Annotated in this window: 24 protein-coding genes and 1 tRNA gene; 13 read left to right on the top strand and 12 right to left on the bottom strand. The window is 59.9% G+C overall.

The genetic code is table 11. The annotated features are described in order from the left end of the window. Positions 1-6: 6 nt before the first annotated feature. The 7 genes from K0H47_RS09025 (at position 7) to recX (ending at position 4866) form a co-directional block, all read left to right on the top strand. A complete protein-coding gene (locus K0H47_RS09025) occupies positions 7-1221 on the top strand; it encodes a carbohydrate binding domain-containing protein (RefSeq protein WP_219272410.1) in 1215 nt (404 codons plus the stop codon). Between the two features lie 8 nt (positions 1222-1229). Beyond that, positions 1230-1607: a hypothetical protein gene (locus tag K0H47_RS09030; RefSeq protein WP_063027496.1), complete on the top strand. Its 378-nt coding sequence runs from the start codon at positions 1230-1232 to the stop codon at positions 1605-1607. Positions 1608-1624: 17 nt separating this feature from the next. Then, positions 1625-2176 (top strand): glycoside hydrolase family 19 protein, encoded by a 552-nt coding sequence (locus K0H47_RS09035; protein ID WP_177027014.1) that lies wholly within the window; start codon positions 1625-1627, stop codon positions 2174-2176. After that, positions 2164-2676, top strand: a complete 513-nt coding sequence (locus K0H47_RS09040) for a lysis system i-spanin subunit Rz (protein ID WP_219272411.1) — start codon at positions 2164-2166, stop codon at positions 2674-2676. The genes K0H47_RS09035 and K0H47_RS09040 overlap by 13 nt, the downstream gene beginning before the upstream one ends. Before the next feature lie 71 nt (positions 2677-2747). Further along, on the top strand, positions 2748-3248 hold the full coding sequence (locus K0H47_RS09045; protein WP_177027012.1) for a CinA family protein: 501 nt from the start codon (positions 2748-2750) through the stop codon (positions 3246-3248). Between the two features lie 83 nt (positions 3249-3331). After that, positions 3332-4390 (top strand): recombinase RecA, encoded by a 1059-nt coding sequence (gene recA, locus K0H47_RS09050; RefSeq protein ID WP_003208645.1) that lies wholly within the window; start codon positions 3332-3334, stop codon positions 4388-4390. Positions 4391-4398: 8 nt separating this feature from the next. After that, positions 4399-4866, top strand: a complete 468-nt coding sequence (gene recX / locus K0H47_RS09055; protein WP_218263119.1) for a recombination regulator RecX — start codon at positions 4399-4401, stop codon at positions 4864-4866. Positions 4867-5015: 149 nt separating this feature from the next. Here recX and K0H47_RS09060 read toward each other — a convergent pair whose 3' ends face one another. Both K0H47_RS09060 and K0H47_RS09065 read right to left on the bottom strand, forming a co-directional pair. Continuing rightward, entirely contained in the window at positions 5016-6125 is a 1110-nt protein-coding gene (locus tag K0H47_RS09060) for a TIGR00730 family Rossman fold protein (protein WP_063027504.1), read from the bottom strand. A 375-nt stretch (positions 6126-6500) separates the two neighbouring features. Further along, complete coding sequence (locus K0H47_RS09065; RefSeq protein ID WP_017480169.1) at positions 6501-6941, bottom strand: PA3611 family quorum-sensing-regulated virulence factor; 441 nt, start codon at positions 6939-6941, stop codon at positions 6501-6503. Between the two features lie 209 nt (positions 6942-7150). Between K0H47_RS09065 and K0H47_RS09070 the strand changes: the two genes are divergently transcribed. The 3 genes from K0H47_RS09070 to K0H47_RS09080 all read left to right on the top strand — a co-directional run bounded on the left by K0H47_RS09070 (position 7151) and on the right by K0H47_RS09080 (position 9204). Then, positions 7151-7861, top strand: a complete 711-nt coding sequence (locus tag K0H47_RS09070; RefSeq protein ID WP_177070521.1) for a tRNA-uridine aminocarboxypropyltransferase — start codon at positions 7151-7153, stop codon at positions 7859-7861. 254 nt (positions 7862-8115) lie between these two features. Then, entirely contained in the window at positions 8116-8766 is a 651-nt protein-coding gene (gene erdR / locus K0H47_RS09075) for a response regulator transcription factor ErdR (protein ID WP_003208636.1), read from the top strand. A gap of 75 nt (positions 8767-8841) precedes the next feature. After that, positions 8842-9204: a diacylglycerol kinase gene (locus K0H47_RS09080; RefSeq protein ID WP_063027508.1), complete on the top strand. Its 363-nt coding sequence runs from the start codon at positions 8842-8844 to the stop codon at positions 9202-9204. Here K0H47_RS09080 and K0H47_RS09085 read toward each other — a convergent pair. Then, on the bottom strand, positions 9201-10127 hold the full coding sequence (locus tag K0H47_RS09085; protein ID WP_219272413.1) for a LysR family transcriptional regulator: 927 nt from the start codon (positions 10125-10127) through the stop codon (positions 9201-9203). The two genes, K0H47_RS09080 and K0H47_RS09085, sit on opposite strands and share 4 nt — an antisense overlap. A gap of 124 nt (positions 10128-10251) precedes the next feature. Between K0H47_RS09085 and fpr the strand changes: the two genes are divergently transcribed. Then, complete coding sequence (fpr, locus tag K0H47_RS09090) at positions 10252-11031, top strand: ferredoxin-NADP reductase (RefSeq protein WP_003189055.1); 780 nt, start codon at positions 10252-10254, stop codon at positions 11029-11031. Between the two features lie 116 nt (positions 11032-11147). Here the strand turns inward: fpr and tsaA are convergent, their stop codons facing one another. The 5 genes from tsaA to rimO form a co-directional block, all read right to left on the bottom strand. After that, positions 11148-11843 carry a tRNA (N6-threonylcarbamoyladenosine(37)-N6)-methyltransferase TrmO gene (tsaA, locus tag K0H47_RS09095; protein WP_063027510.1) on the bottom strand — a complete coding sequence of 232 codons (696 nt, stop codon included), beginning with the start codon at positions 11841-11843 and terminating at the stop codon, positions 11148-11150. A 4-nt stretch (positions 11844-11847) separates the two neighbouring features. After that, the gene (locus tag K0H47_RS09100; protein WP_063027512.1) at positions 11848-12309 is read right to left on the bottom strand and encodes a DUF1456 family protein; all 462 of its coding nucleotides are present in this window, start codon (positions 12307-12309) and stop codon (positions 11848-11850) included. Between the two features lie 77 nt (positions 12310-12386). Next, entirely contained in the window at positions 12387-13097 is a 711-nt protein-coding gene (locus K0H47_RS09105; RefSeq protein ID WP_003208627.1) for an rRNA pseudouridine synthase, read from the bottom strand. A 71-nt stretch (positions 13098-13168) separates the two neighbouring features. After that, positions 13169-13642, bottom strand: coding sequence for a GNAT family N-acetyltransferase (locus K0H47_RS09110; protein ID WP_219272414.1), 474 nt, complete (start codon positions 13640-13642; stop codon positions 13169-13171). Between the two features lie 103 nt (positions 13643-13745). Further along, positions 13746-15086, bottom strand: coding sequence for a 30S ribosomal protein S12 methylthiotransferase RimO (gene rimO / locus K0H47_RS09115; protein WP_017480174.1), 1341 nt, complete (start codon positions 15084-15086; stop codon positions 13746-13748). 301 nt (positions 15087-15387) lie between these two features. On the opposite strand from rimO, the gene K0H47_RS09120 reads away from it, so the two are divergent. Beyond that, positions 15388-17289: a potassium transporter Kup gene (locus K0H47_RS09120; protein ID WP_063027516.1), complete on the top strand. Its 1902-nt coding sequence runs from the start codon at positions 15388-15390 to the stop codon at positions 17287-17289. Positions 17290-17343: 54 nt separating this feature from the next. Here K0H47_RS09120 and K0H47_RS09125 read toward each other — a convergent pair whose 3' ends face one another. The 3 genes from K0H47_RS09125 to K0H47_RS09135 form a co-directional block, all read right to left on the bottom strand. Then, positions 17344-18630, bottom strand: a complete 1287-nt coding sequence (locus tag K0H47_RS09125; RefSeq protein WP_017480176.1) for a virulence factor family protein — start codon at positions 18628-18630, stop codon at positions 17344-17346. Further along, the gene (gene mprF / locus K0H47_RS09130; RefSeq protein ID WP_063027519.1) at positions 18630-21272 is read right to left on the bottom strand and encodes a bifunctional lysylphosphatidylglycerol flippase/synthetase MprF; all 2643 of its coding nucleotides are present in this window, start codon (positions 21270-21272) and stop codon (positions 18630-18632) included. Before mprF ends, K0H47_RS09125 begins: the two co-directional genes overlap by 1 nt. Positions 21273-21552: 280 nt before the next feature. Then, positions 21553-21629, bottom strand: a tRNA-Met gene (locus K0H47_RS09135). Positions 21630-21920: 291 nt separating this feature from the next. Here K0H47_RS09135 and dinB point away from each other — a divergent pair. Continuing rightward, entirely contained in the window at positions 21921-22979 is a 1059-nt protein-coding gene (dinB, locus tag K0H47_RS09140) for a DNA polymerase IV (RefSeq protein ID WP_063027521.1), read from the top strand. A gap of 113 nt (positions 22980-23092) precedes the next feature. Here dinB and K0H47_RS09145 read toward each other — a convergent pair whose 3' ends face one another. Then, positions 23093-24046, bottom strand: coding sequence for a hypothetical protein (locus tag K0H47_RS09145; RefSeq protein ID WP_177070530.1), 954 nt, complete (start codon positions 24044-24046; stop codon positions 23093-23095). Positions 24047-24049: the final 3 nt, after the last annotated feature.

Here is a 24049-nt window from a genome sequence, read left to right on the forward strand (position 1 = left end):
AGAAGCGTGGATTATCCAAAGAGTGTGCCCAGCGTTGGGCTGGTGAATGGCAAGTTTGTGGATGAGAACCCGGTGACTGGGACGCCGGGGAGTTTGATTCCGGCGGCTTGGGGGAATGGGGTTACGCAGGAGATCGTTAACGCAATTACTGCGGCCGGTTTAGTGCCGAACGAGTCTCAAAACAATCAGCTGGCGTTGGCGATTAAAGAGTTGGCAAAGCTGGACCCGCAACAAAATTTTCCGGTTCAGGTTTATCGCAAGAATCTGGTTATCAATGGCGGGTTTGATATTTGGCAGAGAGGTGTAGTCAATGTCGGGCCCAATGCAGGCGGGTTTCTTGCCGACCGATTTCGCTGTGATTGGGACGGTGCTGCCGGGGTGAACATCTCTCGGCAGAGCTTTGCACCTGGTCAGACTGATGTACCCAACGAGCCGCGGTTTTTCTTGCGCTGGCAGCAAGTGGTAGCCGGTTCGGGCGCAACCACTCATAAGATTTCGCAAAAAATCGAGTCGGTAAGAACGCTGGCTGGAAAAGTGGCGACGGTTTCGTTTTGGGTCCGTGGTGATGCGCCGCGTCGTGTGACTTTTTCGATTACGCAGTACTTCGGCAATGGTGGATCTCTCCCGGCCACTACGCTGGTTAACTCGTTTCAGGTGACGAATGGCTGGACGAGGTGCCAGGCGACATTTCAGGTTCCGTCCATTGCTGGCAAGACGCTGGGCGCTGGAGACAGCGACTGCCTGCGGATTGAGTTGGATCTTGCACTGAATTCACTGCAAACGATCGACTTGGCTCAAGTGCAGTTGGAAGAAGGACCTGTAGCCACTCTCTTTGAGCGAAGAACCAACGGTGAAGAGTTGAGCCTTTGTCAGCGCTACTACGAGAAGACCTTTAGTCAAGATGTTGTACCTGGTGACGCGGCCGGATCTACGGCGGGTTCGCTGATTTCAATCGTTATGCAAGGGCAGGTGGCTTCTTCGGGCCAGCCGGCGACTCAGTGGTCTTTCAAGGTCGAGAAACGTGCGATTCCCAGCACAACGCTCTACCGCGCGCTTGGCACTGGAGCTCCCGGCCAATGGCGATCTGGCAGTGACCTGGTCTCATCCGGCAATGCGCGAACCTACACCGCATCAACCCGGTCCGTCTGGGTGGATAACTCGGATGTCGGTTTGGCCACACAGTCCTATTACATCCACGCAGCGGCTGATGCCGAACTTTAGGAGGGTTTATGAGCTATCAGTTAACACATGATCCAGACACCGTTTTACGCTTGGTCGATAGAGCAACGGTTCCGCGTTCTCACCGTTTCTGGGCCGAATATGAGCAATGGCTGGAGGAGGGCGGAATTCCCGTACCTCAAGACGGGCCGGTTATGCAGAGTCTGGAACGTGATTGGCGGAACTCTCAGATTGAGAGCATCAAATGGCTACGCGAACGCCATCGAGATGAAGCAGATATGGCAGCAAACACGACGCTGAGTAGCGCGCAGTTTTTCGAGTTGCTTACCTATTTGCAACAACTTCGAGATTGGCCCCAGGCTGTGGAGTTTCCGGCAATGGACAAGCGTCCAAAGGCTCCAGGCTGGATTTCACAGCAGGTGGAGTAATGCCTGACGGAGTTTTTATGCAAATTTCGCAGCTTCAGGCAATCTTGCCCGGCGCCGGCCTTAGAGCCGGCGTTTTTATATCTGCTTTAAACGCTGCCATGGCCGACTACCAGATCACCACCCCCAAACGCATCGCCGCCTTCCTCGCCCAAATCGGCCACGAATCCGGCGAACTGCGTTACGTACGTGAGCTGGGCAGCGATCAATACCTGAGCAAGTACGACACCGGCACCCTGGCCGCGCGCCTGGGCAACACCCCCGAAGCCGATGGCGATGGTCAGAAGTATCGCGGGCGTGGCCTGATCCAGATCACCGGCCGGCGCAACTACCTGGCATGCAGCCAGGCGTTGTTCGGCGATGAGCGTTTGTTGCAGCAACCGGAGTTGCTGGAGCAACCGCAATGGGCCTGCGAATCCGCCGCGTGGTTCTGGCAGAGCAATGGCTTGAACGAACTGGCTGACAAGGACCAGTTCACCACCATCACCCGGCGTATCAATGGCGGCCTCAATGGCTTGGAAAACCGTATGCAGTTGTGGGCTCGGGCGAAGGCGGTTCTATGGGCTTCCTGACGTCATATCGCCTGCTTGGCTTTTTCCTGTTGGCGGCGGTCTCGGCGGGTATTGCCTGGCAGGTACAGGCTTGGCGGTATGGCATCCAACTTGAGCGCCTGGAGGTGCTGCACGCCGAAGCGCTGAGCCAACAAAGCCTGTCGGCTCAGCGTCAACAACGGTTGGAACAGGACAAACGGCTGGCACTGGAGCAACAACTCAGCGCCAGCGACCAACAACACACCCGAGAGCTTTCCGATGCACAGCACGATCAGGCTCACCTGCGGGATCGCCTGGCCACTGCTGATGTGCGGTTGTCAGTCCTTCTCGACGCCAGCGACTCAGCCAGCGGCTGTCCAATGCCAGCCACCGCCACCCCCGGCAGCGTGGTTCATGGCGCCCCGCGAGCCCGACTTGACCCGGCGCATGCTCAACGAATTATCGGCATCACCGACGACGGCGATAACGCCATGATCGCCTTGCGCGCCTGCCAGGCGTATGTCCGGGCTGTCGCGCGTTAGTCTCTTGTAACTTGCATGGCCCATGGGCTCCTGTAGGGTAGGCAAACGCCCGTCCACTCCAGGAGATGACCGTGAAGGAAATTACTCAACTCGCCGCTGAACTTGGCCGACGCTTACAGGTGCTCAATGCCCACGTCACTACGGCCGAGTCGTGCACCGGCGGCGGTATCGCCGAGGCCATCACGCGGATTCCCGGGAGTTCGGCCTGGTTCGAGGCGGGCTATGTCACGTATTCCAATCGCCAGAAGACCCGGCAGTTGAATGTGCCGGAAGCGCTGTTCCCCAAAGTCGGGGCTGTCAGTCGCGAAGTGGTGGAGGCGATGGTCCGGGGTGCCCAGGAGAAAAGCCTGGCGCGTTTTGCCGTAGCGGTCAGCGGTGTGGCCGGCCCCGATGGCGGTTCGCCGGACAAGCCGGTGGGCACCGTATGGCTGGCCTGGGGCGTGGGCGATGAGGTTACCACCGAGCTTGAACACTTCCCTGGGAACCGTGACGAGGTCCGCCGACAAACGGTAAAGGCCGCGCTAGAGGGCTTGTTGCGACGAGCTGCAGCAGAAATAGAAAAACAGGGGTAGGCGATCACGGATCTTTGTGGAACAATACTGTCTACTTATACAGGTGTTGGCCGCCAGGCCTTATTGATTACGTGAGGACTTTAATGGACGACAACAAGAAGAAAGCCTTGGCTGCGGCCCTGGGTCAGATCGAACGTCAATTCGGCAAGGGTGCCGTAATGCGTATGGGCGATCACGACCGTCAGGCGATCCCGGCTATCTCTACTGGCTCTCTGGGTCTGGATATCGCGCTCGGCATTGGCGGCCTGCCAAAAGGCCGTATCGTTGAAATCTACGGTCCTGAATCTTCCGGTAAAACCACCCTGACCCTGTCGGTGATTGCCCAGGCACAAAAGATGGGCGCCACTTGTGCGTTCGTCGATGCCGAGCACGCCCTGGATCCAGAATACGCCGGCAAGCTGGGCGTCAACGTTGACGACCTGCTGGTTTCTCAACCGGACACCGGTGAGCAAGCGCTGGAAATCACCGACATGCTGGTGCGCTCCAACGCCATCGACGTGATCGTGGTCGACTCCGTGGCAGCCCTGGTACCGAAGGCTGAGATCGAAGGCGAAATGGGCGACATGCACGTGGGCCTGCAAGCCCGCCTGATGTCCCAGGCCCTGCGTAAAATCACCGGTAATATCAAGAACGCCAACTGCCTGGTGATCTTCATCAACCAGATCCGGATGAAGATCGGCGTGATGTTCGGCAGCCCGGAAACCACCACCGGTGGTAACGCGCTGAAGTTCTACGCTTCGGTCCGTCTGGACATCCGTCGTACTGGCGCGGTGAAGGAAGGTGACGAGGTCGTCGGTAGCGAAACCCGCGTCAAAGTCGTGAAGAACAAGGTGGCCCCGCCGTTCCGTCAGGCCGAGTTCCAGATTCTCTACGGTAAGGGTATCTACCTGAACGGCGAGATGATCGACCTGGGCGTGCTGCACGGTTTCGTCGAGAAGTCCGGTGCCTGGTATGCCTACAACGGCAGCAAGATCGGCCAGGGCAAGGCCAACTCGGCCAAGTTCCTTGCGGATAACCCGGATGTTGCCGCTACGCTCGAGAAGCAGATCCGCGACAAGCTGTTGACCCCGGCACCTGACGTCAAGGCCGCCGCCAACCGCGAGCCGGTTGAAGAAGTAGAAGAAGTCGACACTGACATCTGAAGCAAACGATGAGCGTTGTCCTCGATACACCCGTCGCCGTAAGGCGCACTGCAATGGACCTGCTCGCACGACGCGAGCATGGTCGAGTCGAGCTGACGCGTAAACTGCGTCAGCGCGGCGCAGATCCTGAGATGATCGACGCAGCCCTTGACCGTTTGACGGAAGAAGGGCTGCTGTCGGAATCCCGTTACCTCGAAAGTTTTGTCTCCTACCGAGCCCGATCCGGCTATGGCCCTGCGCGAATTCGTGAAGAGCTAAGCCAGCGTGGCCTGCAACGTGCTGATATCGAACTCGCCTTACGTGAGTCCGGCATCAACTGGCAGGCACAATTGGAAGATACCTGGCGTCGCAAGTTTGCCGGTCATCTGCCTATTGATGCGCGGGAGCGGGCGAAGCAAGGTCGCTTTTTGAGCTATCGCGGGTTTTCGATGGAGATGATCAGCCGCTTGTTGAGCGGTCGGGATATGGATGACTGAAGGCTGTGTCTGGTAAATGGTTGCTCTGATTATTGCGGGGCTTGCTCCCGCTGGGCTGCGCAGCTGCCCCAACCTGCGCATCGTTCTACCTGACACAACCCAAAAGGCCCGCTATGAAAATAGCGGGCTTTTTGCGTTTCAGGGGCAAATCACGCCGTCTCCGTCACCCGCTGCTGCGTTTTTCCCTGAGCCTGGGCCCAGTTTTCCGGCAAGTTGATGTAGTCCACCAACTCCCGCAACCGTCCCTGGTCACGCCCGTTGAAGTTGAATACCAGGCGTGTCAGATGGCTGAAGCTTGGTTCGTCATGCTCCTCGCCGGTGTACGCAATTTGTTGGAAGTCGCCACTGAGGCGAAGACTGGCAAATGCCTCCTGCAGGTGGGCCAGTGCACGGTCACTCAATGGATGATTCATGCGAATCACAAATTGGCGCTTCAGCCAGCGGGTGGAGTGGAAGTTGGCGTAGAACTGATTGATCTCTTCCACCGCCTCCTCAGCGCTGTACACCAGGCGCACCAGCTTGAGGTCAGTGGGCAAGATGTAGCGATTGGCTTCAAGCTGGCTGCGGATAAAGTCCAGGGCGCCTTGCCAGAAGCTGCCGCCCGGTGCATCCAGCAGTACCACTGGGACCAGCGGGCTTTTGCCGGTCTGGATCAGGGTCAGCACTTCCAACGCTTCATCCAGCGTGCCGAAACCGCCTGGGCACAGGATCAAGGCGTCGGCCTCCTTGACGAAGAACAGCTTGCGGGTAAAGAAGAAGTGGAAGGACAGCAGGTTCTCGGTGCCATCGATGGTCGGGTTGGCATGCTGTTCAAACGGCAGGGTGATGTTGAACCCCAGGCTGTGTTGCAACCCCGCCCCTTCGTGGGCCGCCGCCATGATGCCGCCGCCACCGCCGGTAATCACCATAAGGTCCGAGCGGGCCAGGACCGCGCCCACTTCCCGGGCCAAGGCATACAGCGGGCTTTCCACTGGCGTGCGCGCCGAACCGAACACCGTGACTTTGCGTCGGCCTTTGAACTGTTCGAGCACCCGGAAGGCGTGGTCCAGTTCGTGGATTGCCTGCAGGGTGATCTTGGCGTTCCAGCGGCTGCGGTCGTCCTGGGCCATGCGCAACACGGTAAAGATCATGTCGCGATAAAGGGGGATGTTCGGGCTGCTGGGCGCAATCAGGTGGAGTTGTGCGTCGACCTGCTGCGTGAGGTCGGTGCCGTTTTCTTGAAATTGACGGATCAGGAGTTCATTCGGTTCGTAAGGCATTCAACTTCTCCTTCTTCACAGAACCCTGGGTGCCGGCGAGAAATTCGTCGGGACCACGACACTGCATGTGTCGTTGCCTCTGATTAACGAGGTGGGCGAAACCGGTTCTGTATATTCCTTATGTTTAAAAACCTTTGCACTGCACGCTCAGGAGGGCAACCCTCTTTTGCCCTGAAAATGTTACAGAACGGTGTGAAAACCCGATGCTCCAGGCTTTCAGGATGAATTGATCATGAGCCTATAAAGTCTTGGCTGGCAATCGCTTATTGATCACTTGTGAGGGAGTTTAGACGGTGCCGCGGGCGGGCAATGGCGCAGAGTGCAGAGGGGCGTATTGCGCGCCGCTGATCAGCGGCGCGCGACAGGGGGCATCGCTTACTTTTTCTTCTTCGCCGCCGCAGGCGCCGGGCAGTCTGCTTCCTGGAACTTCACCGACGCCACCGGGCGGTTGGTTTTGTTCTCGGTGATCTCGTAGCGCATGATCGCGCCCTTGGCCATCAGCTCGCGATAACCCGTGTTCAGGCACACGCTTTGACCCAGCTGGAAGTACACCGCCTTGGGATTGGCGCGCATTTGCTCGGCGCGGTCTGGCAGTACGCTGAGATGATCAATCAGTTGCAGGCCTTCAACGGTGTAGGCCACTTCCAGGGTTTTATCGTCAATTTCCCGAGGCAAGTTCTTGTTGCTTTCCTCTGCGACGCTTTGCAGCTTCCTGTTCAGTTGAGCCTCCAGCAACGAGGCCGCTTGGGCACCCAGGGGCAACACCAACGCAAGGGCGACGGACGGAACTACAAGGCGTGGCATAAGACGCAGCATGAAACTCTCCTGATTCGGTTACTGGTGCATAGACCAGCCACTGCGCTGTGCGTTCAGTGGCGCGGGATTATAGGTGACCGCCTGCCACTACGGCCAGCCTATTGCCGGGAAGTGCAGGTAGGCGAGGGCGCCTCTGGTAAACTGCGGTAACTTTTGCCTTCCCGAGTTCTATCCGTGTCGATTTCCACGTTCATGCAGCGGCGCACCCGATGAGCCATGCAGTCTCCCGTTTGCGCACCCAGCGCCTGGCCCGCGCCGTTAAACCGTTTGTTGCGCGAGGCTCCCGTGCCGAGCGCTGCCCCGGCTGCCGGGTGATTCCCGAGTATTGCCTGTGTGCCTGGCGGCCCAAGGTCCAGGCCAAATCCGGCATGTGCCTGCTGATGCATGACGTAGAGCCGATGAAGCCCAGCAACACCGGCTGGCTGATTGCCGATGTGATCAACGACACCACTGCATTCCCCTGGTCACGGACTGAAGTCGAGCCTGAGTTGCTCGCCTTGTTGGCCGACCCGCAGTGGCAGCCTTATATCGTCTTTCCCGGCGAATTCGTGGCGCCGGAGCGGGTGGTCAACCAGGTCAGTCTGGAAGAGGGCAAGCGCCCGCTGTTCATTCTGCTGGACGGTACCTGGAGCGAGGCGCGCAAGATGTTCCGCAAGAGCCCGTACCTGGAGCACTTGCCGGTGCTGAGCCTGGCCCCCGAGCAACTCTCGCGCTACAAACTGCGCCGCTCCAAGCGTGATGATCATTTCTGCACCGCCGAAGTGGCGGCCCTGTGCCTGGAACTCGCTGAGGATCATGCGGCCAGCGAAGTGCTCGACGCCTATCTGGACGTGTTCAGCACCCACTACCTGGCCGCCAAGTTTCAGTTGGCGCTGGACCCGGCCGATGTCGTCCATACTCGCCTTGCACCTTATCTATAGGTGTCATGGCCAGCCGACCTTTGCATGATGGCCGCGCAAATGCGCGGCCCGCTAGAATGGCCACGGGCGTAGCGCTTGACCACCCAGGCTACGCTGGGCATGCTTGGCGCCGATTGGGGCGTTGTCACAGATTGGATACGTCGTCTTTTGACGTTGAGCGCGCCCTTTGGTGACTGCTGGCCTGGCAGCCACCTTGCGTGTTGGCGAGCACTGAACCCATCAGTGCCCCCATAAAAAACAGGATCATTTAATCAATGGCCACATACGAAATCCTGATTGCCGATGACCACCCGCTGTTTCGCAGCGCGCTGCACCAGGCGGTCACGCTGGGCCTGGGGCCGGATGTACGCCTCGTCGAAGTCGCCAGCATTGCCGAGTTGGAAACCCGCCTCACCGAAAAATCCGACTGGGACCTGGTCCTGCTGGACCTGAACATGCCGGGTGCCTACGGTTTTTCCGGGCTGGTGCTGCTGCGAGGGCAATACCCGCAAATTCCGGTGGTGATGGTCTCGGCGCAGGAAGAGGCTTCGGTGGTGGTGCGCTCCAAGGAGTTCGGTGCCAGCGGTTTCATTCCCAAGTCCAGCTCCATGGAAGATATCCAGAAAGCCGTGCGCACGGTGTTGGATGGCGATGTCTCCTGGCCGCCCCAAGCCTTTGAAGAGATCAATGTCTCCGACGAAGCCAAGGCCGCCCGTGATGGCCTGGCCAGCCTGACGCCCCAGCAGTTCCGCGTGCTGACCATGGTCTGCGAAGGCCTGTTGAACAAGCAGATTGCCTACGAGTTGAGCGTGTCGGAAGCGACCATCAAAGCCCACGTTACGGCGATTTTCCGCAAACTGGGCGTGCGAACGCGAACCCAGGCTGCATTGCTCCTGCAACAACTTGAGTCAATTTCGCAGCATTAAGACGCTGTTCATTCACGTTTTTTTGACTTTGCTTGCTCTAGTTTCCCCACACCTTTTTGCTCAGTTGCCTACTCTATGTCGCCTTTCAAAGGTCAAACCGGTATCAAACGTATCTTCAACGCGGGGGGCTATTCCCTGGATGGCCTGCGTGCGGCTTTCACCGGCGAGGCGGCTTTTCGTCAGTTGGTGTTGCTCAATGCAATCCTGATCCCGCTGAGTTTCTTCCTGAACGTCAGCCGGGTAGAGCGGGCGCTGCTGATTGCCGTGTGCCTGCTGGCGTTGATCGTCGAATTGCTCAACTCCGCCGTCGAAGCGGCGATTGACCGGATTTCCCTGGACCTGCATCCGTTGTCAAAAAACGCCAAGGACATGGGCAGCGCCGCGCAGTTTGTCGCACTGACCATGATTACCCTGGTCTGGGCCGTGATCCTGATCTAGGCAATGGTCGGCAGCACAATCTCGTCGCTGCGCTGTACCCCGGCGGTGAAGGAACGGCACAGCTCGAGGAATTCGCGCATGGCCGAGGTTTGGTACTTTTGCTTGTGCCAGATGAAGTAGAACTGCCGGGCCAGGTCCAGGTCCGGGGTTTCCACCGGTACCAGGCTGCCGCGCCGGAAGGCGTCGCGCAGCGCCAGCCGGGAAATGCAGCCAATCCCCAATCCTGATTCCACCGCGCGTTTGATCGCCTCGGTGTGTTCCAGCTCCAGGCGAATGTTCAGCGCGCTGCGGTGATGCCGCATGGCCTGGTCAAAGGTCAGGCGCGTACCGGAGCCTTGTTCCCGCAGGATCCACGCTTCATGGGTCAACTCTTCCATGGTGGCCTGGCCGTGCTTGGCCAGATGATGCTGGGGCGCACAAAACACCACCAACTCGTCTTCCACCCAGGTTTGCACCTCGATGTCCGGGTGGCTGCAGTCGCCTTCAATTAGACCCAGATCAATTTCGTAGTGCGCCACCTGATGCACGATATGCGCAGTGTTCTGCACATGCAGCTTCACCTGGCTCTCGGGATGTTGTTGCATGAAGCTGCCGATCAGCAGCGTGGCCAGGTAATTGCCAATGGTCAGGGTGGCGCCGACGGCCAGGGAGCCGAAGCCCGACTTACCGTTGAGCAGGTCCTCGATCTCCTTGGCCTGGTCCAGCAGTGCCACCGCCTGGGGCAATAGCTGGTGGCCCAGGGCGTTGAGGCTCAGGCGTTTACCCGCGCGGTCGAACAATTGGCAGCTGGATTGACGCTCCAGCTCGGTAATCGAGGTGCTGGCGGCGGACTGAGATAAGGCCAGAAGGCCAGCAGCGCGCGAGACGCTTTCCTGCTGGGCGACGGCGACGAAGACTTGCAGTTGACGTAGAGTAAATCGCATATCGATATAACCGATAACCCTTATCTTAATAATCCAGTTAACAGATATTGTCGCCGCCATTAGAATGCTGTGCAATTGCGCATCCATCATTTGGCGCAGACCCATTTCCAGGAGTCCCCCGTACATGAGCAACATGAACCACGAGCGTGTCCTCAGTGTTCATCACTGGAACGACACTCTGTTCAGCTTCAAGTGCACCCGCGATCCGGGCCTGCGCTTCGAGAACGGTCAGTTCGTGATGATCGGCCTGCAACAGCCCAACGGCCGCCCGCTCATGCGCGCTTACTCGATTGCCAGCCCGAACTGGGAAGAGCATCTGGAGTTCTTCAGCATCAAGGTGCCCGATGGCCCGCTGACTTCCCAATTGCAGCACTTGAAGGAAGGCGACGAGATCATCATCAGCAAAAAACCGACGGGCACCCTGGTGCTTGACGATTTGAAGCCGGGCAAGCACCTGTACCTGCTCAGCACCGGCACTGGCCTGGCGCCGTTCATGAGCGTGATCCAGGACCCGGAAACCTACGAGCGTTTCGAAAAAGTGATCCTGTGCCACGGCGTGCGTTACGTCAACGAAGTCGCCTACCGCGAATTCATCACCGAGCACCTGCCGCAGAACGAGTTCTTCGGCGAGGCCCTGCGTGACAAGTTGATCTACTACCCGACGGTGACCCGCGAGCCGTTCGAAAACGAAGGCCGCCTGACCGACCTGATGCGCAGCGGCAAGCTGTTCAGTGACATCGGCCTGCCTCCGATCAATCCTGAAGACGACCGCGCCATGCTGTGCGGCAGCCCGAGCATGCTGGATGAAACCAGCGAAGTGCTGAACAGCTTCGGGTTGAAGGTCTCCCCGCGTATGCGTGAGCCGGGTGACTACTTGATCGAGCGTGCGTTCGTCGAGAAATAAGCGAACCGCAAAAAATTTGGGAGCGGGCTTGCTCGCGAAGGCGGTGTAACAGTCACCAGATGTATTGACTGATCCACCGCCTTCGCGAGCAAGCCCGCTCCCACATTTGTTTCCGGTTATCCAGCCGACACCACTTCCAGCACACAAATCATCCCGGCTTCGGGATAGTGCCACCGCACATCCACGTCCCAGAACTGCGCCCCGTATTCCCGCTCTGGCCCCGGCGTCTGGTACGCCGGCCGTGGATCTTGCGCCAGACACTGCTCGATCAACGCCACCAATGGCTCGTCAAGGCGCTGAGCGTGGCCCTGCGCCTGTTGCAGCGCAGTCTTCAGCCACTGCACGGGAATCAGCTGTGGCGCAGCGCTGGCGATGCTGTTGGTCGCGGTGTCAACGATGTCTGCGTACGGCACGTACGGCTTGATGTCGAGAATCGGCGTGCCATCCAGCAGGTCGATGCCGGATATCCACAGGCGGCCGTCTTCCACCTTGTCCAGCTTGACTACCGATTGGCCAATGCCATTCGGCCTGTGGGTCGCGCGGGTGGCGAACACGCCCATGGACTTGTTACCACCGAGGCGAGGCGGGCGCACTTTCAGCCGGGGTTTGTCTTCCAGCGCCTGATGGAACAGGAACAGCAACCACACATGGCTGACCTGCTCCAGCCCCTGCACCGCCTCACCCTGGTCGAACGGCGCCACCAGCTCCAGCACGCCCCGGGCGGCAGGCGCCAGTTGTGGCTGGCGCGGGATGGCGAACTTCTCCTTGAAGCAGGAGCGGACAAAGCCGATGGGCGAGACGCTGTAGCTCACGGGCTTAGGCGCGAACGCGCAGGGTCAGGCCCTTGAGGAAGTTGCGCAGCAACTGGTCACCGCAGGTGCGGTAGTTGGTGTGGCCGAACTTGCGGAACAGCGCGCTCAGCTCTGGCTTGGACACCGGGAACTCGGAAGCCTTGAGGATCGCGTGCATGTCGTCTTCTTTCAGTTCGAAGGCCACTCGCAGCTTCTTGAGGACGATGTTGTTGGTCACCGGCAGTTCGATCGGCTGCGGTGGACGGCTTTCGTCCTTGCCGCGCTTGAAGATCACCAGGCCATCGAGGAAATGCGCCATGACTTCGTCCGGGCAGAACACGAAGCCTTCTTCCTCGTCTTTCTTGAGGTAGGTCAGCAAATCTTCCTTGGTGACTTCCATGCCGCCGAGCTTGATGATCTCGACCATCTTGTTGTCGCTGATGTCGAGCATGTAGCGCACGCTGCGCAGTACGTCATTGTGAATCATGGTGGGCAATCCTGGTCATTCAACTGTGGACACCGCCCAGGCAGGCGGTGTCGAGAGATTCGGCGGCGAAAAAAGTCTTAGAACTTTTCTTTGCCGGACAGATAGCGCCATTGGCCTACCGGCACTTTGCCGATGGAGACTCCGCCAATGCGGATGCGTCGAATGGCGACGACTTTCAGGCCAACGGCTTCGCAGAACAAGGCAATCACACCCGGTTGCGGGTTTTTCAACGCAAAGCGCAGGCGGTTCTCGTTCTGCCAGCTGGCTTTCACCGCCGGCAATTCCTTACCTTTGTAGGTCAGGCCGTGGTTGAGGCGGTTCAGGCCGTGGGCGACCATGTCGCCGGACACTTCCACCACGTATTCCTGTTCGATCTTGTTCGCGTCAGCGGTCAGCTTGCGCAGGATCTTCCAGTCCTGGGTGAACACCAGCAGGCCGCTGGCCTTGGCTTGCAGGTCGCTGCTGGCGGTCAGGCGCAGGAAGTGGCCTTTGAGCGGGCGCTTGCTGAAGCGGTGTTCTTCCGACAGGGTCTCGGCGTTGATCGACGCCATGGCCGTCTCGGCATCCACACCGGCGGGGGCGTGGAACAGGATGGTCACCGGCTCCGGCGCAGTGGCCTTGGCCTCAGGGTCAAGCTCGACCTTCTGGGTGGTGACCTTGAACTGCGGCTCGTCGATCACTTCGCCGTCCACCGTGACCCAGCCGCCTTCGATGAACAGCTCGGCCTCCCGACGGGAGCAACCGACCAGTTCGATGAGGCGTTTGGAGAGGCGTAGGGGTTCAGTCATGACAAGGGCCGAAACAAAAGGGGGCGGCTATTGTACCTGTGTGGCGCCGGTTAATCCCGGCTCCATTTCATTTAGCCGCGGCGGGCCTGTTGCTGGGCCTGGCGCAAACGCATGTGCAGCAACGGATAAGGCTGGCCCATGCCGTCGTGGTCCGTGCGTCCGATCACCTCGAAACCCTGCTTGAAGTAAAAGCCCAGTGCCTGCGGGTTCTGTTCGTTGACGTCCAGTTGGTCGGCGTTCATGGACTCGATGGCATAGCGCAGCAATTGTCGGCCCATGCCCTGGCCACGGTGTTCGGGGTCGATAAACAGCATCTCGACCTTGCCCGCTGCTACTCCGGCAAACCCGGTAATGCGCTGGCGCGAGTCCTTGGTGCAGATCAACATCACGGCGTCGAGGTAGCGGGTCAGCACCAGGTTTTTCAGCAACTCGATGTAACTGTCCGGCAGGAAGTCGTGGGTGGCCCGCACCGAAGCCTCCCAGATGCGGGTCAGTTCCTGATAATCGCTGGATTTGGGTGTATGGATAACCGAATGCTGGCGCATGCCCGCTGCCCCTTGCTGATGTTTGGCACTGATGGGCAAAACGATAGACCTAAAAAAGCCCCGCATCTTGTCCAGAAGCAGGGCTTTTTCAATTCTTTACACCTTATGCGCGCTTTTCAGCCCACAGGTCGTACTCGTCGGCGTCGGTCACGGTGCACCAGACCTTGTCGCCAGGCTTCAAGCCGCTGGCGTCGTCGATGAACACGTTGCCGTCGATTTCCGGCGCATCGAAGAAGCAGCGGCCAACCGCACCTTGTTCGTCGACTTCGTCGATCAGGACTTCGATCTCACGGCCGATGCGCAGTTGCAGGCGTGCCGAGCTGATAGCCTGCTGGTGCGCCATGAAGCGCTCCCAACGGTCCTGCTTGATGTCGTCTGGAACGATGGCAGCGTCCAGCAGGTTGGCCGGAGCACCTTCCACCGGCGAATACTGGAAGCAGCCGACGCGGTCCAATTGGGCCTCGGTCAGCCAGTCCAGCAGATACTGGAAGTCTTCTTCGGTTTCGCCGGGAAAACCGACGATGAAGGTGGAGCGGATGATCAGGTCCGGGCAGATCTCGCGCCAGTTCTTGATGCGCGCCAGGGTCTTGTCTTCGAAGGCCGGGCGTTTCATGGCCTTGAGGATTTTCGGGCTGGCGTGCTGGAACGGGATGTCCAGGTACGGCAGGATCTTGCCGGCGGCCATCAGCGGGATCAGCTCGTCGACATGCGGGTACGGGTAAACGTAGTGCAGGCGCACCCACACGCCGAGGCTGCTCAGGGCTTCGCAGAGTTCGGTCATGCGGGTTTTCACCGGTGCGCCGTTCCAGAAGCCAGTGCGGTATTTGACGTCGACGCCATAGGCGCTGGTGTCCTGGGAGATCACCAGCAGCTCTTTCACGCCGGATTTCACCAGGCGCTGGGCCTCGTCCAGTACGTCGCCCACCGGGCGGCTCACCAGCTTGCCGCGCATCGACGGGATGATGCAGAAGCTGCAGCTGTGGTTACAGCCTTCGGAAATCTTCAGGTAGGCGTAGTGGCGCGGAGTCAGCTTGATGCCTTGCGGCGGCACCAGGTCGATCAACGGGTTGTGGTCCTGGCGCGGCGGCACTACGTCGTGCACGGCGTTGACCACTTGCTCGTACTGCTGCGGGCCGGTCACGGCCAGCACGCTCGGGTGAACGTTGCGGATGGCGCCTTCTTCCACGCCCATGCAGCCGGTGACGATCACCTTGCCGTTTTCCTTGATGGCTTCGCCGATCACTTCCAGGGACTCGGCCTTGGCTGAGTCGATGAAGCCGCAGGTGTTGACCACCACCACGTCCGCGTCCTGGTAGGTGGACACGACGTCATAGCCTTCCATGCGCAGTTGCGTAAGGATGCGTTCGGAGTCGACCAGAGCCTTTGGGCAACCCAGGGATACAAAGCCGACCTTGGGGTTGGCTTTTGCGATGGTGGTGGACATGTCTAACCTCGGTATTGAATGACGCCACCAGTCGTGCACGAAAGGCGGCGGACGGGCGCTTAGCGCGCCTCTGATCAAAAAGTGCGCAATTCTAGCGACGGGAATCGCTCTTGACCAGCTTTATGCAGGGAAATACGACGAGTGCTGCGCTATGCTTCGCGCCGTTGCACCTGAGTGAATTTCCTCGGTCAATAAATCGTCTGTAACGAGAAGTAAAACAGCGCATGCTGTGGACAGCATAGGCGCCCGCAGCAGGCGCGCTGTTTATAAAAGACCGCAGGTCAAAGGGCAGGAGTGGTTGATGGGTCAGGCAAGTAGTCAGGCAGCAGGTGCCGAGCAGTCCAACGCAAAGCCGATCGGCATGCTCGTGGCGGCAGTGGGTGTGGTTTACGGCGATATCGGCACCAGCCCGCTCTACACCCTTAAAGAGGTGTTTGCTGGCGGTTATGGGGTTCAGGTCAATCATGACGGGGTCTTCGGGATCCTGGCACTGATTTTCTGGTCGCTGGTCTGGGTCGTTTCGATCAAGTATGTGCTGTTTATCCTGCGCGCGGATAACCAGGGCGAGGGCGGCATCATGGCCCTGACGGCACTGGCTCGGCGGGCGGCGGCACCTTATCCCAAGTTGCGTTCGGTGCTGGTGATTCTCGGCCTGATCGGTGCGGCGCTGTTTTACGGCGACAGCATGATCACCCCGGCGATCTCGGTATTGTCGGCGGTGGAGGGCCTGGAGTTGGCCTTTGATGGCCTTGAGCGCTGGGTAGTGCCGCTTTCGCTGGTGGTGCTGGTCGGGCTGTTTCTGATCCAGAAACACGGCACTGACCGCATCGGCAAGTTGTTCGGGCCGGTGATGGTGGTGTGGTTCCTGGTGCTGGCCGGCTTGGGTGTGCACGGCATCAGTCAGCACCCTGAAGTGCTCAATGCGCTGAATCCGGTGTGGGGCGTGCGCTTCTTTACCGCTCATCCTGGCATGGGCGTGGCGATTCTCGGCGCGGTGGTGCTGGCACTGACCGGTGCTGAAGCGCTCTACGCCGACATGGGCCACTTCGGGCGCAAGCCGATTGCCCGTGCCTGGTTCGCCCTGGTGCTGCCGGCGCTGGTGCTCAACTACTTTGGTCAGGGTGCGCTGCTGCTGGAAAATCCAGAGGCGGCCCGTAACCCGTTCTACCTGCTGGCACCGGAGTGGGCTCTGGTCCCGCTGGTGGCGCTGTCGACGTTGGCCACCGTGATCGCCTCGCAGGCGGTGATCTCCGGGGCGTTCTCCCTGACCCGCCAGGCGATACAGCTCGGTTACATCCCGCGCATGCACATCCAGCACACCTCCAGCGCCGAACAAGGCCAGATCTACATCGGCGCAGTGAACTGGTCGCTGATGGTGGGTGTGATCCTGCTGGTGCTGGGCTTCGAATCTTCCAACGCCCTGGCCTCGGCCTACGGTGTGGCGGTGACCGGCACCATGTTGATCACCAGCATCCTGGTGTCGGCGGTGATGCTGTTGCTGTGGAAATGGCCGCCGGTATTGGCGATCCCGGTGTTGATCGGTTTCCTGCTGGTGGATGGGCTGTTCTTCGCTGCCAACGTGCCCAAGATCGTGCAGGGCGGTGCCTTTCCGGTATTGGCGGGGATTGTGTTGTTTATCCTCATGACCACCTGGAAGCGCGGCAAGGAGCTGCTGGTGGACCGGCTGGACGAAGGTGGGCTGCCGCTGCCGATCTTTATCAGCAGTATCCGTGTGCAGCCGCCTCATCGCGTCCAAGGCACCGCAGTGTTCCTGACCGCGCGCCCGGATGCCGTGCCTCACGCCTTGTTGCATAACCTGCTGCATAACCAAGTGTTGCATGAACAGGTGGTGTTGTTGACGGTGGTCTACGAAGACATCCCGCGTGTACCCGCCCAGCGTCGGTTCGAAGTTGATTCCTATGGTGAGGGTTTCTTCCGGGTGATCCTGCACTTCGGTTTTGTCGATGAGCCGGACGTGCCCGAGGCGCTGAAACTGTGCCATCTGGATGACCTGGACTTCAGCCCGATGCGCACCACCTACTTCCTCAGCCGCGAAACCGTGATCGCCTCCCGCATCAAGGGCATGGCGCGCTGGCGTGAAGGGTTGTTCGCCTTCATGCTCAAGAACGCCAATGGCAACCTGCGCTTCTTCAAGCTGCCGGTTAACCGGGTGATCGAGCTCGGCACTCAAGTAGAAATGTAAGCCCAACAAAAAGCCCCCGGTGCCTTGCGGCAGCGGGGGCTTTTTTGTGGGCGCTTATTCGGCGGGGGTCTTGCCCTGGCGCTTCTCGATGATATCGACCAAACGCTTGGCCAGCGCCGGGTAGTTCTCGTCGAAGTGATGGCCGCCAGGCAGCTTCACGGCTTCGCCGACTGCGGTCTTATCGGTGCAGCCGCTCTCGTCGACTTCCTCGGCACCGTAGATGCACACAACCTTGGCAGGCGGCAGCTTGGCCATTTCCGGGCCGGTAGCGGCTTCTTTGCCAGCGTTGCCCAACCAGCCTTCCACTTCGATCTCGAAGCTGCCGGTGCGGGCGAAGGCCAGCAGGATGATCGCGTCTACACGCTGCTGCTCGTTTTCCGGCAGGCGGTTGTAGATGGCCGGCAACACGTCGGCGCCGAACGAGTAACCGGTCAGCACGAAGCGCTTGGTGCCCCATTTCTGCCGGTAGTGCTGCATCAGCTCGGTGAGGTCTTTGGCGCTTTGTTCCGGGGTCTTGTGCTGCCAGTAGTAGCGCAGGGTGTCGATGCCGACCACCGGGTAGCCGATCTTGGCCATTTCACCGGCCACGTCGCGGTCCAGGTCACGCCAGCCGCCGTCACCGGAGAGGAACAGGGTGACGGTGTCCTTGGCCTGGCCAGCCGGCACTTCGACCACCGGGATCGCCAGGCCGCCGTTGTCCGAACCCACCAGTTGCTTGCGCAGCTCGTTGTTCAGCACTTGCGGGTAGTGAACGTCGTAGTCGCTGATGCTGGTGGTGGCGCGCGGCGTGTCGCGTACGAAACTGGCGGCATCATCGTCAGGGTTATCGTTCCAGGCCACCAGCCAGCTACCGTGGGCCGAGGTTTTCGGCAGCGGGTCGTTGCAGCCCGGCTGCGCCAGCGCGAAGCCGACGGAGATGGCATTGGCCTTGTCGTCGTTCTGTGCGGCCAGCCAGCGCCAGGCCAGCGATGCGCCAGGGCCGATGCCGCTGACCAGGGTCGCCGGGCCGGCAAGCTGGCCCAGGGCGGTTTGCAGGGCTTGTTCCTGCAGCTTGCAGTCGTCCTTGGGCAAGATCACCTGGACGATCTGCGCCGCGCCGCCCTGGCTGAGGGCGATCAGCTGGCTGTCGGTCAGGGTTTCGTCGGCCAGCACGGCCACGGCCACCCGGGCTTTAGGTGCGGTGCCTGGAGTTACGCGGGTCAGGACCGTGCCATCGGCCTGGGGCAGTTGTTCCAGAGTCGGTTGCGGTGCAGGGCGGTTCCAGTACCAGTAACCACCACCGAGGATCAGTGCCAGTACCACCAAGATTGCCAATACATACCGCCAGGAGCGTCGAATCATCAGCGTTTCACCAATCCAGTCAAGCCACCCGCAATCAGGGCGGCGGTGTCGGCCAGTGCCACCAGCGGATCAAGTCCTGCGGGCACGGCCATATAACGGGGTTCCCAGTCAGGCTGGAACTTGTCTTTGAAGCGGCGCAAGCCTTGGAAGTTATACAGTTGCTCGCCACGACGGAACACCATCGAGCCCAGGCGTTGGGTCAGCGGGGCGCCGCGTCGTGGTTGCAGGCCCGACAACGGCACCATGCCGAGGCTGAAGCGGGCGTAGCCGTGGTTCTTATAATGTTGAATCAGGCCGACCATCATGAATTCCATGGTCAGTTTCGGCGCGTCCGGGTGCGCACGCATCAGGTCGAGACTGGCCAGGTCGTGGCTGTAGGTCTCAAGCAGGTTCGCAAACGCTACCGGATGCCCTTCGAAGCGAATGATCGCAATACGAAAGTGCTTGAGGTAGTCGTCGCTGAATCGTCCGAGGGAAAAGCCTTTTTCCCGCACGTTCTTGCCGGTCAGCCACGCGTCGGAGATGACTCTCAGCTCCTCCATCGGGGCCTGGCCGGGTTCGTGGATCTCCAGGGACAAGCCATCACGGGTCCCGCGGTTCCAGGTGTAGCGCAGGTCCTTCATCTCTTTGCCCTTGGCTTCCAGGTCAAAGCGTTTCAGGTCGACCCGGGCTTCTTCACCCAGCTTGATCGCGGTCAAGCCGATGTCCATGTAATACGGCAGGTTCTCGGCGCGCACCTGGTAGAACACCGGACGGGCGTGGTGAATGTCGCACAGGTCGCGGAACTGCCAGATCATCTCGGCCCGTTGCAGGGTCGGGCCGATCGGATCGTACAAGGCCACCAGGCTGCGACCGCGACGAGCGTACATTAGGAACGCTTCGTCGTTGGGGTGAAACAGCAGGGCTTTGTCGCCGGTCAGTGCCAGGCCGCCATCGGGTTGCGCCGAGTTCATCAGGATCTTGGTGGCGCGCTCCAGTTCCTCAGGCGTTGGCAGGTGGATGATCGGGCGCGCGGTACGCAGCAGCCAGGTCAGCGACACCACCACCAACACCACGGCGGCGCCCAGCAACGAGCGCAGGCCGCGCGGGGCGTTGGCGTCGAGGGTGAACTGCCACCACAGCTGATGGCTGTAGGGCACGTCCTGGTAGGCGAACAGCAGCAGCCAGATCGACGCACCGAGTACGCACACGCTGGCAACAAGATACAGCGGCGAGAAGGGCAGTTCGGTCAGGCGGCTGGCGCGATAGAACGAGCGTCGGAAGATCGCCAGCAGCACCGCGGTCATGGTCATCAGGCTGGCTTCTTCCCAGTCGAAACCCTTGAGCAAGGAGAGCAGGGCGCCCGTCAGCAGCAGCACCATGGTCAGCATCCACGCGGCGGACAACCGGCGACGCAGGCCCTGGGCCAAGAGCAGGCAGAGCACGCCGATCAGGCTGGCACCAAAGTGCGAAGCGTCAATCAGGCGATGAGGAATCAGGAAGCCGATGTTTTCCAGGCGTGAGTCGATTTCCGGGGTTGCGCCGGAAAACAGCAAGACCACGCCTGACAAAAAAACCAGTACGGCCAGGATGGGTGCAGCAAGGCCCGAGGCCGCCCGCAGGCTCTGTTGCGTATGGAACAGGCGCTGGGCTTCATTGACCAGCAGGAACACACAGGCGATCAACAGCGGCAGTACCACATAGATCATCCGGTACAGCAGCAATGCGGCGGCCAGTGGTGCGGCGCCAAGCTTGTCGGCGAAGGCGGCCAGCAGGATTGCTTCGAACACCCCGACGCCGCCCGGTACATGGCTGAGCACGCCGGCGGCCAGGGCCAGCAGATACACCAGCAGGAATGGGCCAAAGGGTGGCGCTTCCGGCAGCAGCATATACAGCACGGTGGCGGCCGCGGCAACGTCGAGGGCGGTGATGATCAGTTGCAGGAAGGTCAGGCGACGGCCTGGCAGGCGCAGGGTGCGGCGCCCGGCCTTGACCAGTAGGTTGTCCGGGTACGGTTGTTCCGGCAGGCGGCGGCGGTAGATGCCGATGCACAGTGCGGCTGTTAACAACAACACAGCGCCGGCGATGCCGCCGAGCAAGCTCGCGGGCAAATGCAGCGCGTTGGACGCAGCGGGCAGGTTGCTCAGGGTGGCCAGCGCAGCCAGTGGCGGCAGTGCGCACCCCAGGGCCAGGCTGGCAAACACGGTCATGCGGGCCACTTCGGAGGCGCCGATGCCGTACCGTGCATATAAACGGTAGCGTACCGAACCACCCGAGAGCATCGACAGGCCAATCGCATTGCCGATGGCGAAAGCGGTAAAGCCGCCGTAGGCCAGGGTCTTGGCAGGCAGTTTCACGCCGGCATAACGGGCGCCGGAAAATTCATAGCCCAACAGAATGATGAAACCGGCAACAGCGGCACCGAATGCGCCGAGCAGGGCAGGCTTCGGCACTTCCAGGATCGAATCGTGGAGCGCGTACAGGTCCAGCTCAAGCAGCAGGTGGCGACAGGCGATAAGGGCGATTGCGAACAGCAACAAGGTGACGGCCAATCCGATGGGTTGGCGGTACTTGCTCAACAGATCCAGCCAGCGCAAACGGGTGGGAGTGATCGGTTGTGTCGCTGTGACAGAGTCTTGTGGTTCAGACGAGTTGGCGCGCATCAATCACCTCGTGGATTGTGCGCGACAGGATGGAGGTATCCAGCCAAGTTACCAATCCCTATGTACAAAATAATTACAAATATTAACGCGTATCGCGCGGTGCGGCGACAGCGCCCAATGGTCGTAGAAGGACAGTGCTTGAAGACTTAGCATAGCTTGCAATGAGATGGACTCTACAAACCGTGTACGGTTTCATGAAAGATGCCATGCCATTGTTTCAAAAGGACTTTTTCGTCAGATACAAAAAAGGCCACTCTTTCGAGCAGCCTTTTTTGATGTTTGGTTGCGGGAGCCGGATTTGAACCGACGACCTTCGGGTTATGAGCCCGACGAGCTACCAGACTGCTCCATCCCGCGTCTGTGTGTCGGCATTCTACAGAGGAACGGGAGTGTGTCAACCGCTGATTCAAAGAAAAGCGCTTGTGGTTCAATCGGTTAGCTCTCCAAGGTGGCCCCTTGATCGGGCTCGGGGCCAGTCTGGCCGAGGCTTTCAGCTCTATTGGGGGGTGTGTTTCGATTGAGAAAATGAATTCATCTACGAATTTTCCTACCGCTTAGGCGGAAGATTCAAACTACTGGTGCTATATACAGGTGTGAGTGAGATACTGCCCGCCTGTTCGTTTTCTGCCCAGAACCACTGCCTTATATATGACGCAGCGCAAAATCATCCACGTTGACTGTGATTGCTTCTACGCCGCCATCGAGATGCGCGACGACCCGACCCTGGCGCAAAAGCCCCTGGCGGTTGGCGGCTCGGCAGACCGTCGCGGCGTGATCGCTACCTGCAACTATGAAGCACGGGCCTACGGTGTGCGTTCGGCCATGTCGTCCCGGCACGCCTTGAAGCTGTGCCCGGACCTGACCATCGTCAAGCCGCGCATGGATGCCTATAAAGAAGCCTCAAAGGAAATCCAGACGATCTTTCGTGACTATACCGACCTGATCGAGCCGTTGTCCCTGGACGAAGCCTACCTGGACGTTTCTGACAGCCCGCATTTCGGCGGCAGTGCCACGCGCATTGCCCAGGACATTCGCCGGCGGGTCTCCAATCAATTGCACATCACCGTTTCCGCGGGCGTGGCGCCGAACAAGTTCCTCGCCAAGATCGCCAGCGACTGGAAAAAGCCCAACGGGCTGTTTGTGATCACCCCTGATCAGGTGGAAGACTTTGTCTCGGCGCTGCCGGTGAAAAAGCTCCATGGCGTGGGCAAGGTAACGGCCGACAAGCTGACGCGGCTGGGGATCGAAGACTGCCTGCAACTGCGAGAGTGGAACAAGCTGGCTCTGGTGCGTGAATTTGGAAGCTTCGGCGAGCGGCTTTGGAGCCTGGCCCGTGGGATTGATGACCGTGTGGTGCAGAACGACAGCCGCCGGCAATCCATCAGCGTTGAAAACACCTACGATGTCGACCTGCCGGACTTGCCCAGTTGCCTGGAAAAACTGCCTGAGCTGATGGACACCCTGGCCGGGCGCATGGCACGCATCGACAGCAGTTATCGGGCGGGCAAGCCGTTTGTCAAAGTGAAGTTTCACGACTTTACCCAGACCACCCTGGAGCAGGCCGGGGCAGGGCGGGATCTGGAGAGTTACCGGCAGTTGCTGACCCAGGCGTTCAATCGCGGCGGCAAGCCGGTGCGATTGCTGGGAATAGGTGTGCGCTTGCTGGATTTGAGTAACGGCAACGAGCAGCTCCAATTTCCCTGGTAGAAACCGGATAAAAATGTGGGAGCTGGCTTGCCTGCGAAAGCGGAGTAACAGTCAACCTCAATGTTGAATGCCAGACCGTCATCGCAGGCAAGCCAGCTCCCACATTAAGTGCTTCAGCGTTCCCCGGGATCCGCCACCAGGCGACCCGCATCCTTGGTCAATGCCTGCAAGAATTCCTGCTGCAATTCCGGATCATTGCGGGTCAGTTCGATCAGGCTTTGTTCCAGCTCGCTGGCTTCTTCTTCCAGGCCCAGCTCCGACAGACGCTTGACCCGGTGTACCCACTCGTTGACTTCGTCGTCTTCCAGGTCGTCGTAGATCAAGGCGTGGGCTTCGAGCAATTTGCTGCGCAGCGTGCCGCTGACGGCCAGGGACGAGTCTGAGTGCACATCGTCTTGGGCATCTTCCACACTGATCTTCAGAGTGCTGATGCGGTTCAGGTCCTGCTCGGCAAACGGGCTGTCCAGCAGGTTCAGGCGCAGCACGCCATTACGGTCGGTGGTCAGTTCATGGGTTTGCTTGCCAGCCGTCACCTGTACCGGGCGCTCGCTCCAGGGCAGGCTCGAATACTCCACGCGCTTGTCGCGCTGGACTTCATCGATACCCGCCAGGTTCTGTTGCGCCCGACCGTTGGATTGCACGTTCATGAACGGGTTGATCCCGTCCACGCCGTAGGTGAGCCAATCGCGGGTCATGCTGGAAGGCAGGTTGCCCAGGGCAAAGACATTCGCCACGTTAGCGCCGACGCCCGCCACAAGCGCCACCGCGCCAAAGGGCATCTCGTAGAGTTTGCGCCAAGGCTGGTAGGGCGTGTAGCGGTCGTAACGACGGGTGACTTCGAATTCGGTGACCTCAAAGGTCTTTTGTTCGTGAATGCGAACCCTGCGTTGCGGCAGCTCCAGTACCTTGGGTTCGCCCACGTCGATCTGCAGGCTGTGATCGAGCAATTTTCGCTCGATACGTTCCTCGTGTTCGCTGCGTTGCGACATTTGGTTGGCGCAGCCGCTGACCAGCAGGGCGCCACATAACGTGGCGCCCCCCAGGGCTATGGTGTTTCGCTTGAACATGAC

The organism is Pseudomonas sp. Xaverov 83 (genome assembly GCF_019352905.1).
In the GTDB taxonomy this organism is placed as follows: domain Bacteria; phylum Pseudomonadota; class Gammaproteobacteria; order Pseudomonadales; family Pseudomonadaceae; genus Aquipseudomonas; species Aquipseudomonas yamanorum.

Excerpts from the sequence above, each read along its gene's own strand:
- K0H47_RS09030 (WP_063027496.1), top strand. The coding sequence starts at position 1,230 with ATGAGCTATCAGTTAACACATGATCCAGACACCGTTTTACGCTTGGTC.
- K0H47_RS09035 (WP_177027014.1), top strand. The coding sequence starts at position 1,625 with ATGCAAATTTCGCAGCTTCAGGCAATCTTGCCCGGCGCCGGCCTTAGA.
- K0H47_RS09040 (WP_219272411.1), top strand. The coding sequence starts at position 2,164 with ATGGGCTTCCTGACGTCATATCGCCTGCTTGGCTTTTTCCTGTTGGCG.
- recA (WP_003208645.1), top strand. The coding sequence starts at position 3,332 with ATGGACGACAACAAGAAGAAAGCCTTGGCTGCGGCCCTGGGTCAGATC.
- recX (WP_218263119.1), top strand. The coding sequence starts at position 4,399 with ATGAGCGTTGTCCTCGATACACCCGTCGCCGTAAGGCGCACTGCAATG.
- K0H47_RS09060 (WP_063027504.1), bottom strand. The coding sequence starts at position 6,125 with ATGCCTTACGAACCGAATGAACTCCTGATCCGTCAATTTCAAGAAAAC.
- K0H47_RS09065 (WP_017480169.1), bottom strand. The coding sequence starts at position 6,941 with ATGCTGCGTCTTATGCCACGCCTTGTAGTTCCGTCCGTCGCCCTTGCG.
- K0H47_RS09070 (WP_177070521.1), top strand. The coding sequence starts at position 7,151 with ATGAGCCATGCAGTCTCCCGTTTGCGCACCCAGCGCCTGGCCCGCGCC.
- erdR (WP_003208636.1), top strand. The coding sequence starts at position 8,116 with ATGGCCACATACGAAATCCTGATTGCCGATGACCACCCGCTGTTTCGC.
- K0H47_RS09080 (WP_063027508.1), top strand. The coding sequence starts at position 8,842 with ATGTCGCCTTTCAAAGGTCAAACCGGTATCAAACGTATCTTCAACGCG.
- K0H47_RS09085 (WP_219272413.1), bottom strand. The coding sequence starts at position 10,127 with ATGCGATTTACTCTACGTCAACTGCAAGTCTTCGTCGCCGTCGCCCAG.
- fpr (WP_003189055.1), top strand. The coding sequence starts at position 10,252 with ATGAGCAACATGAACCACGAGCGTGTCCTCAGTGTTCATCACTGGAAC.
- K0H47_RS09100 (WP_063027512.1), bottom strand. The coding sequence starts at position 12,309 with ATGATTCACAATGACGTACTGCGCAGCGTGCGCTACATGCTCGACATC.
- K0H47_RS09105 (WP_003208627.1), bottom strand. The coding sequence starts at position 13,097 with ATGACTGAACCCCTACGCCTCTCCAAACGCCTCATCGAACTGGTCGGT.
- K0H47_RS09110 (WP_219272414.1), bottom strand. The coding sequence starts at position 13,642 with ATGCGCCAGCATTCGGTTATCCATACACCCAAATCCAGCGATTATCAG.
- rimO (WP_017480174.1), bottom strand. The coding sequence starts at position 15,086 with ATGTCCACCACCATCGCAAAAGCCAACCCCAAGGTCGGCTTTGTATCC.
- K0H47_RS09120 (WP_063027516.1), top strand. The coding sequence starts at position 15,388 with ATGGGTCAGGCAAGTAGTCAGGCAGCAGGTGCCGAGCAGTCCAACGCA.
- K0H47_RS09125 (WP_017480176.1), bottom strand. The coding sequence starts at position 18,630 with ATGATTCGACGCTCCTGGCGGTATGTATTGGCAATCTTGGTGGTACTG.
- mprF (WP_063027519.1), bottom strand. The coding sequence starts at position 21,272 with ATGCGCGCCAACTCGTCTGAACCACAAGACTCTGTCACAGCGACACAA.
- dinB (WP_063027521.1), top strand. The coding sequence starts at position 21,921 with ATGACGCAGCGCAAAATCATCCACGTTGACTGTGATTGCTTCTACGCC.
- K0H47_RS09145 (WP_177070530.1), bottom strand. The coding sequence starts at position 24,046 with ATGTTCAAGCGAAACACCATAGCCCTGGGGGGCGCCACGTTATGTGGC.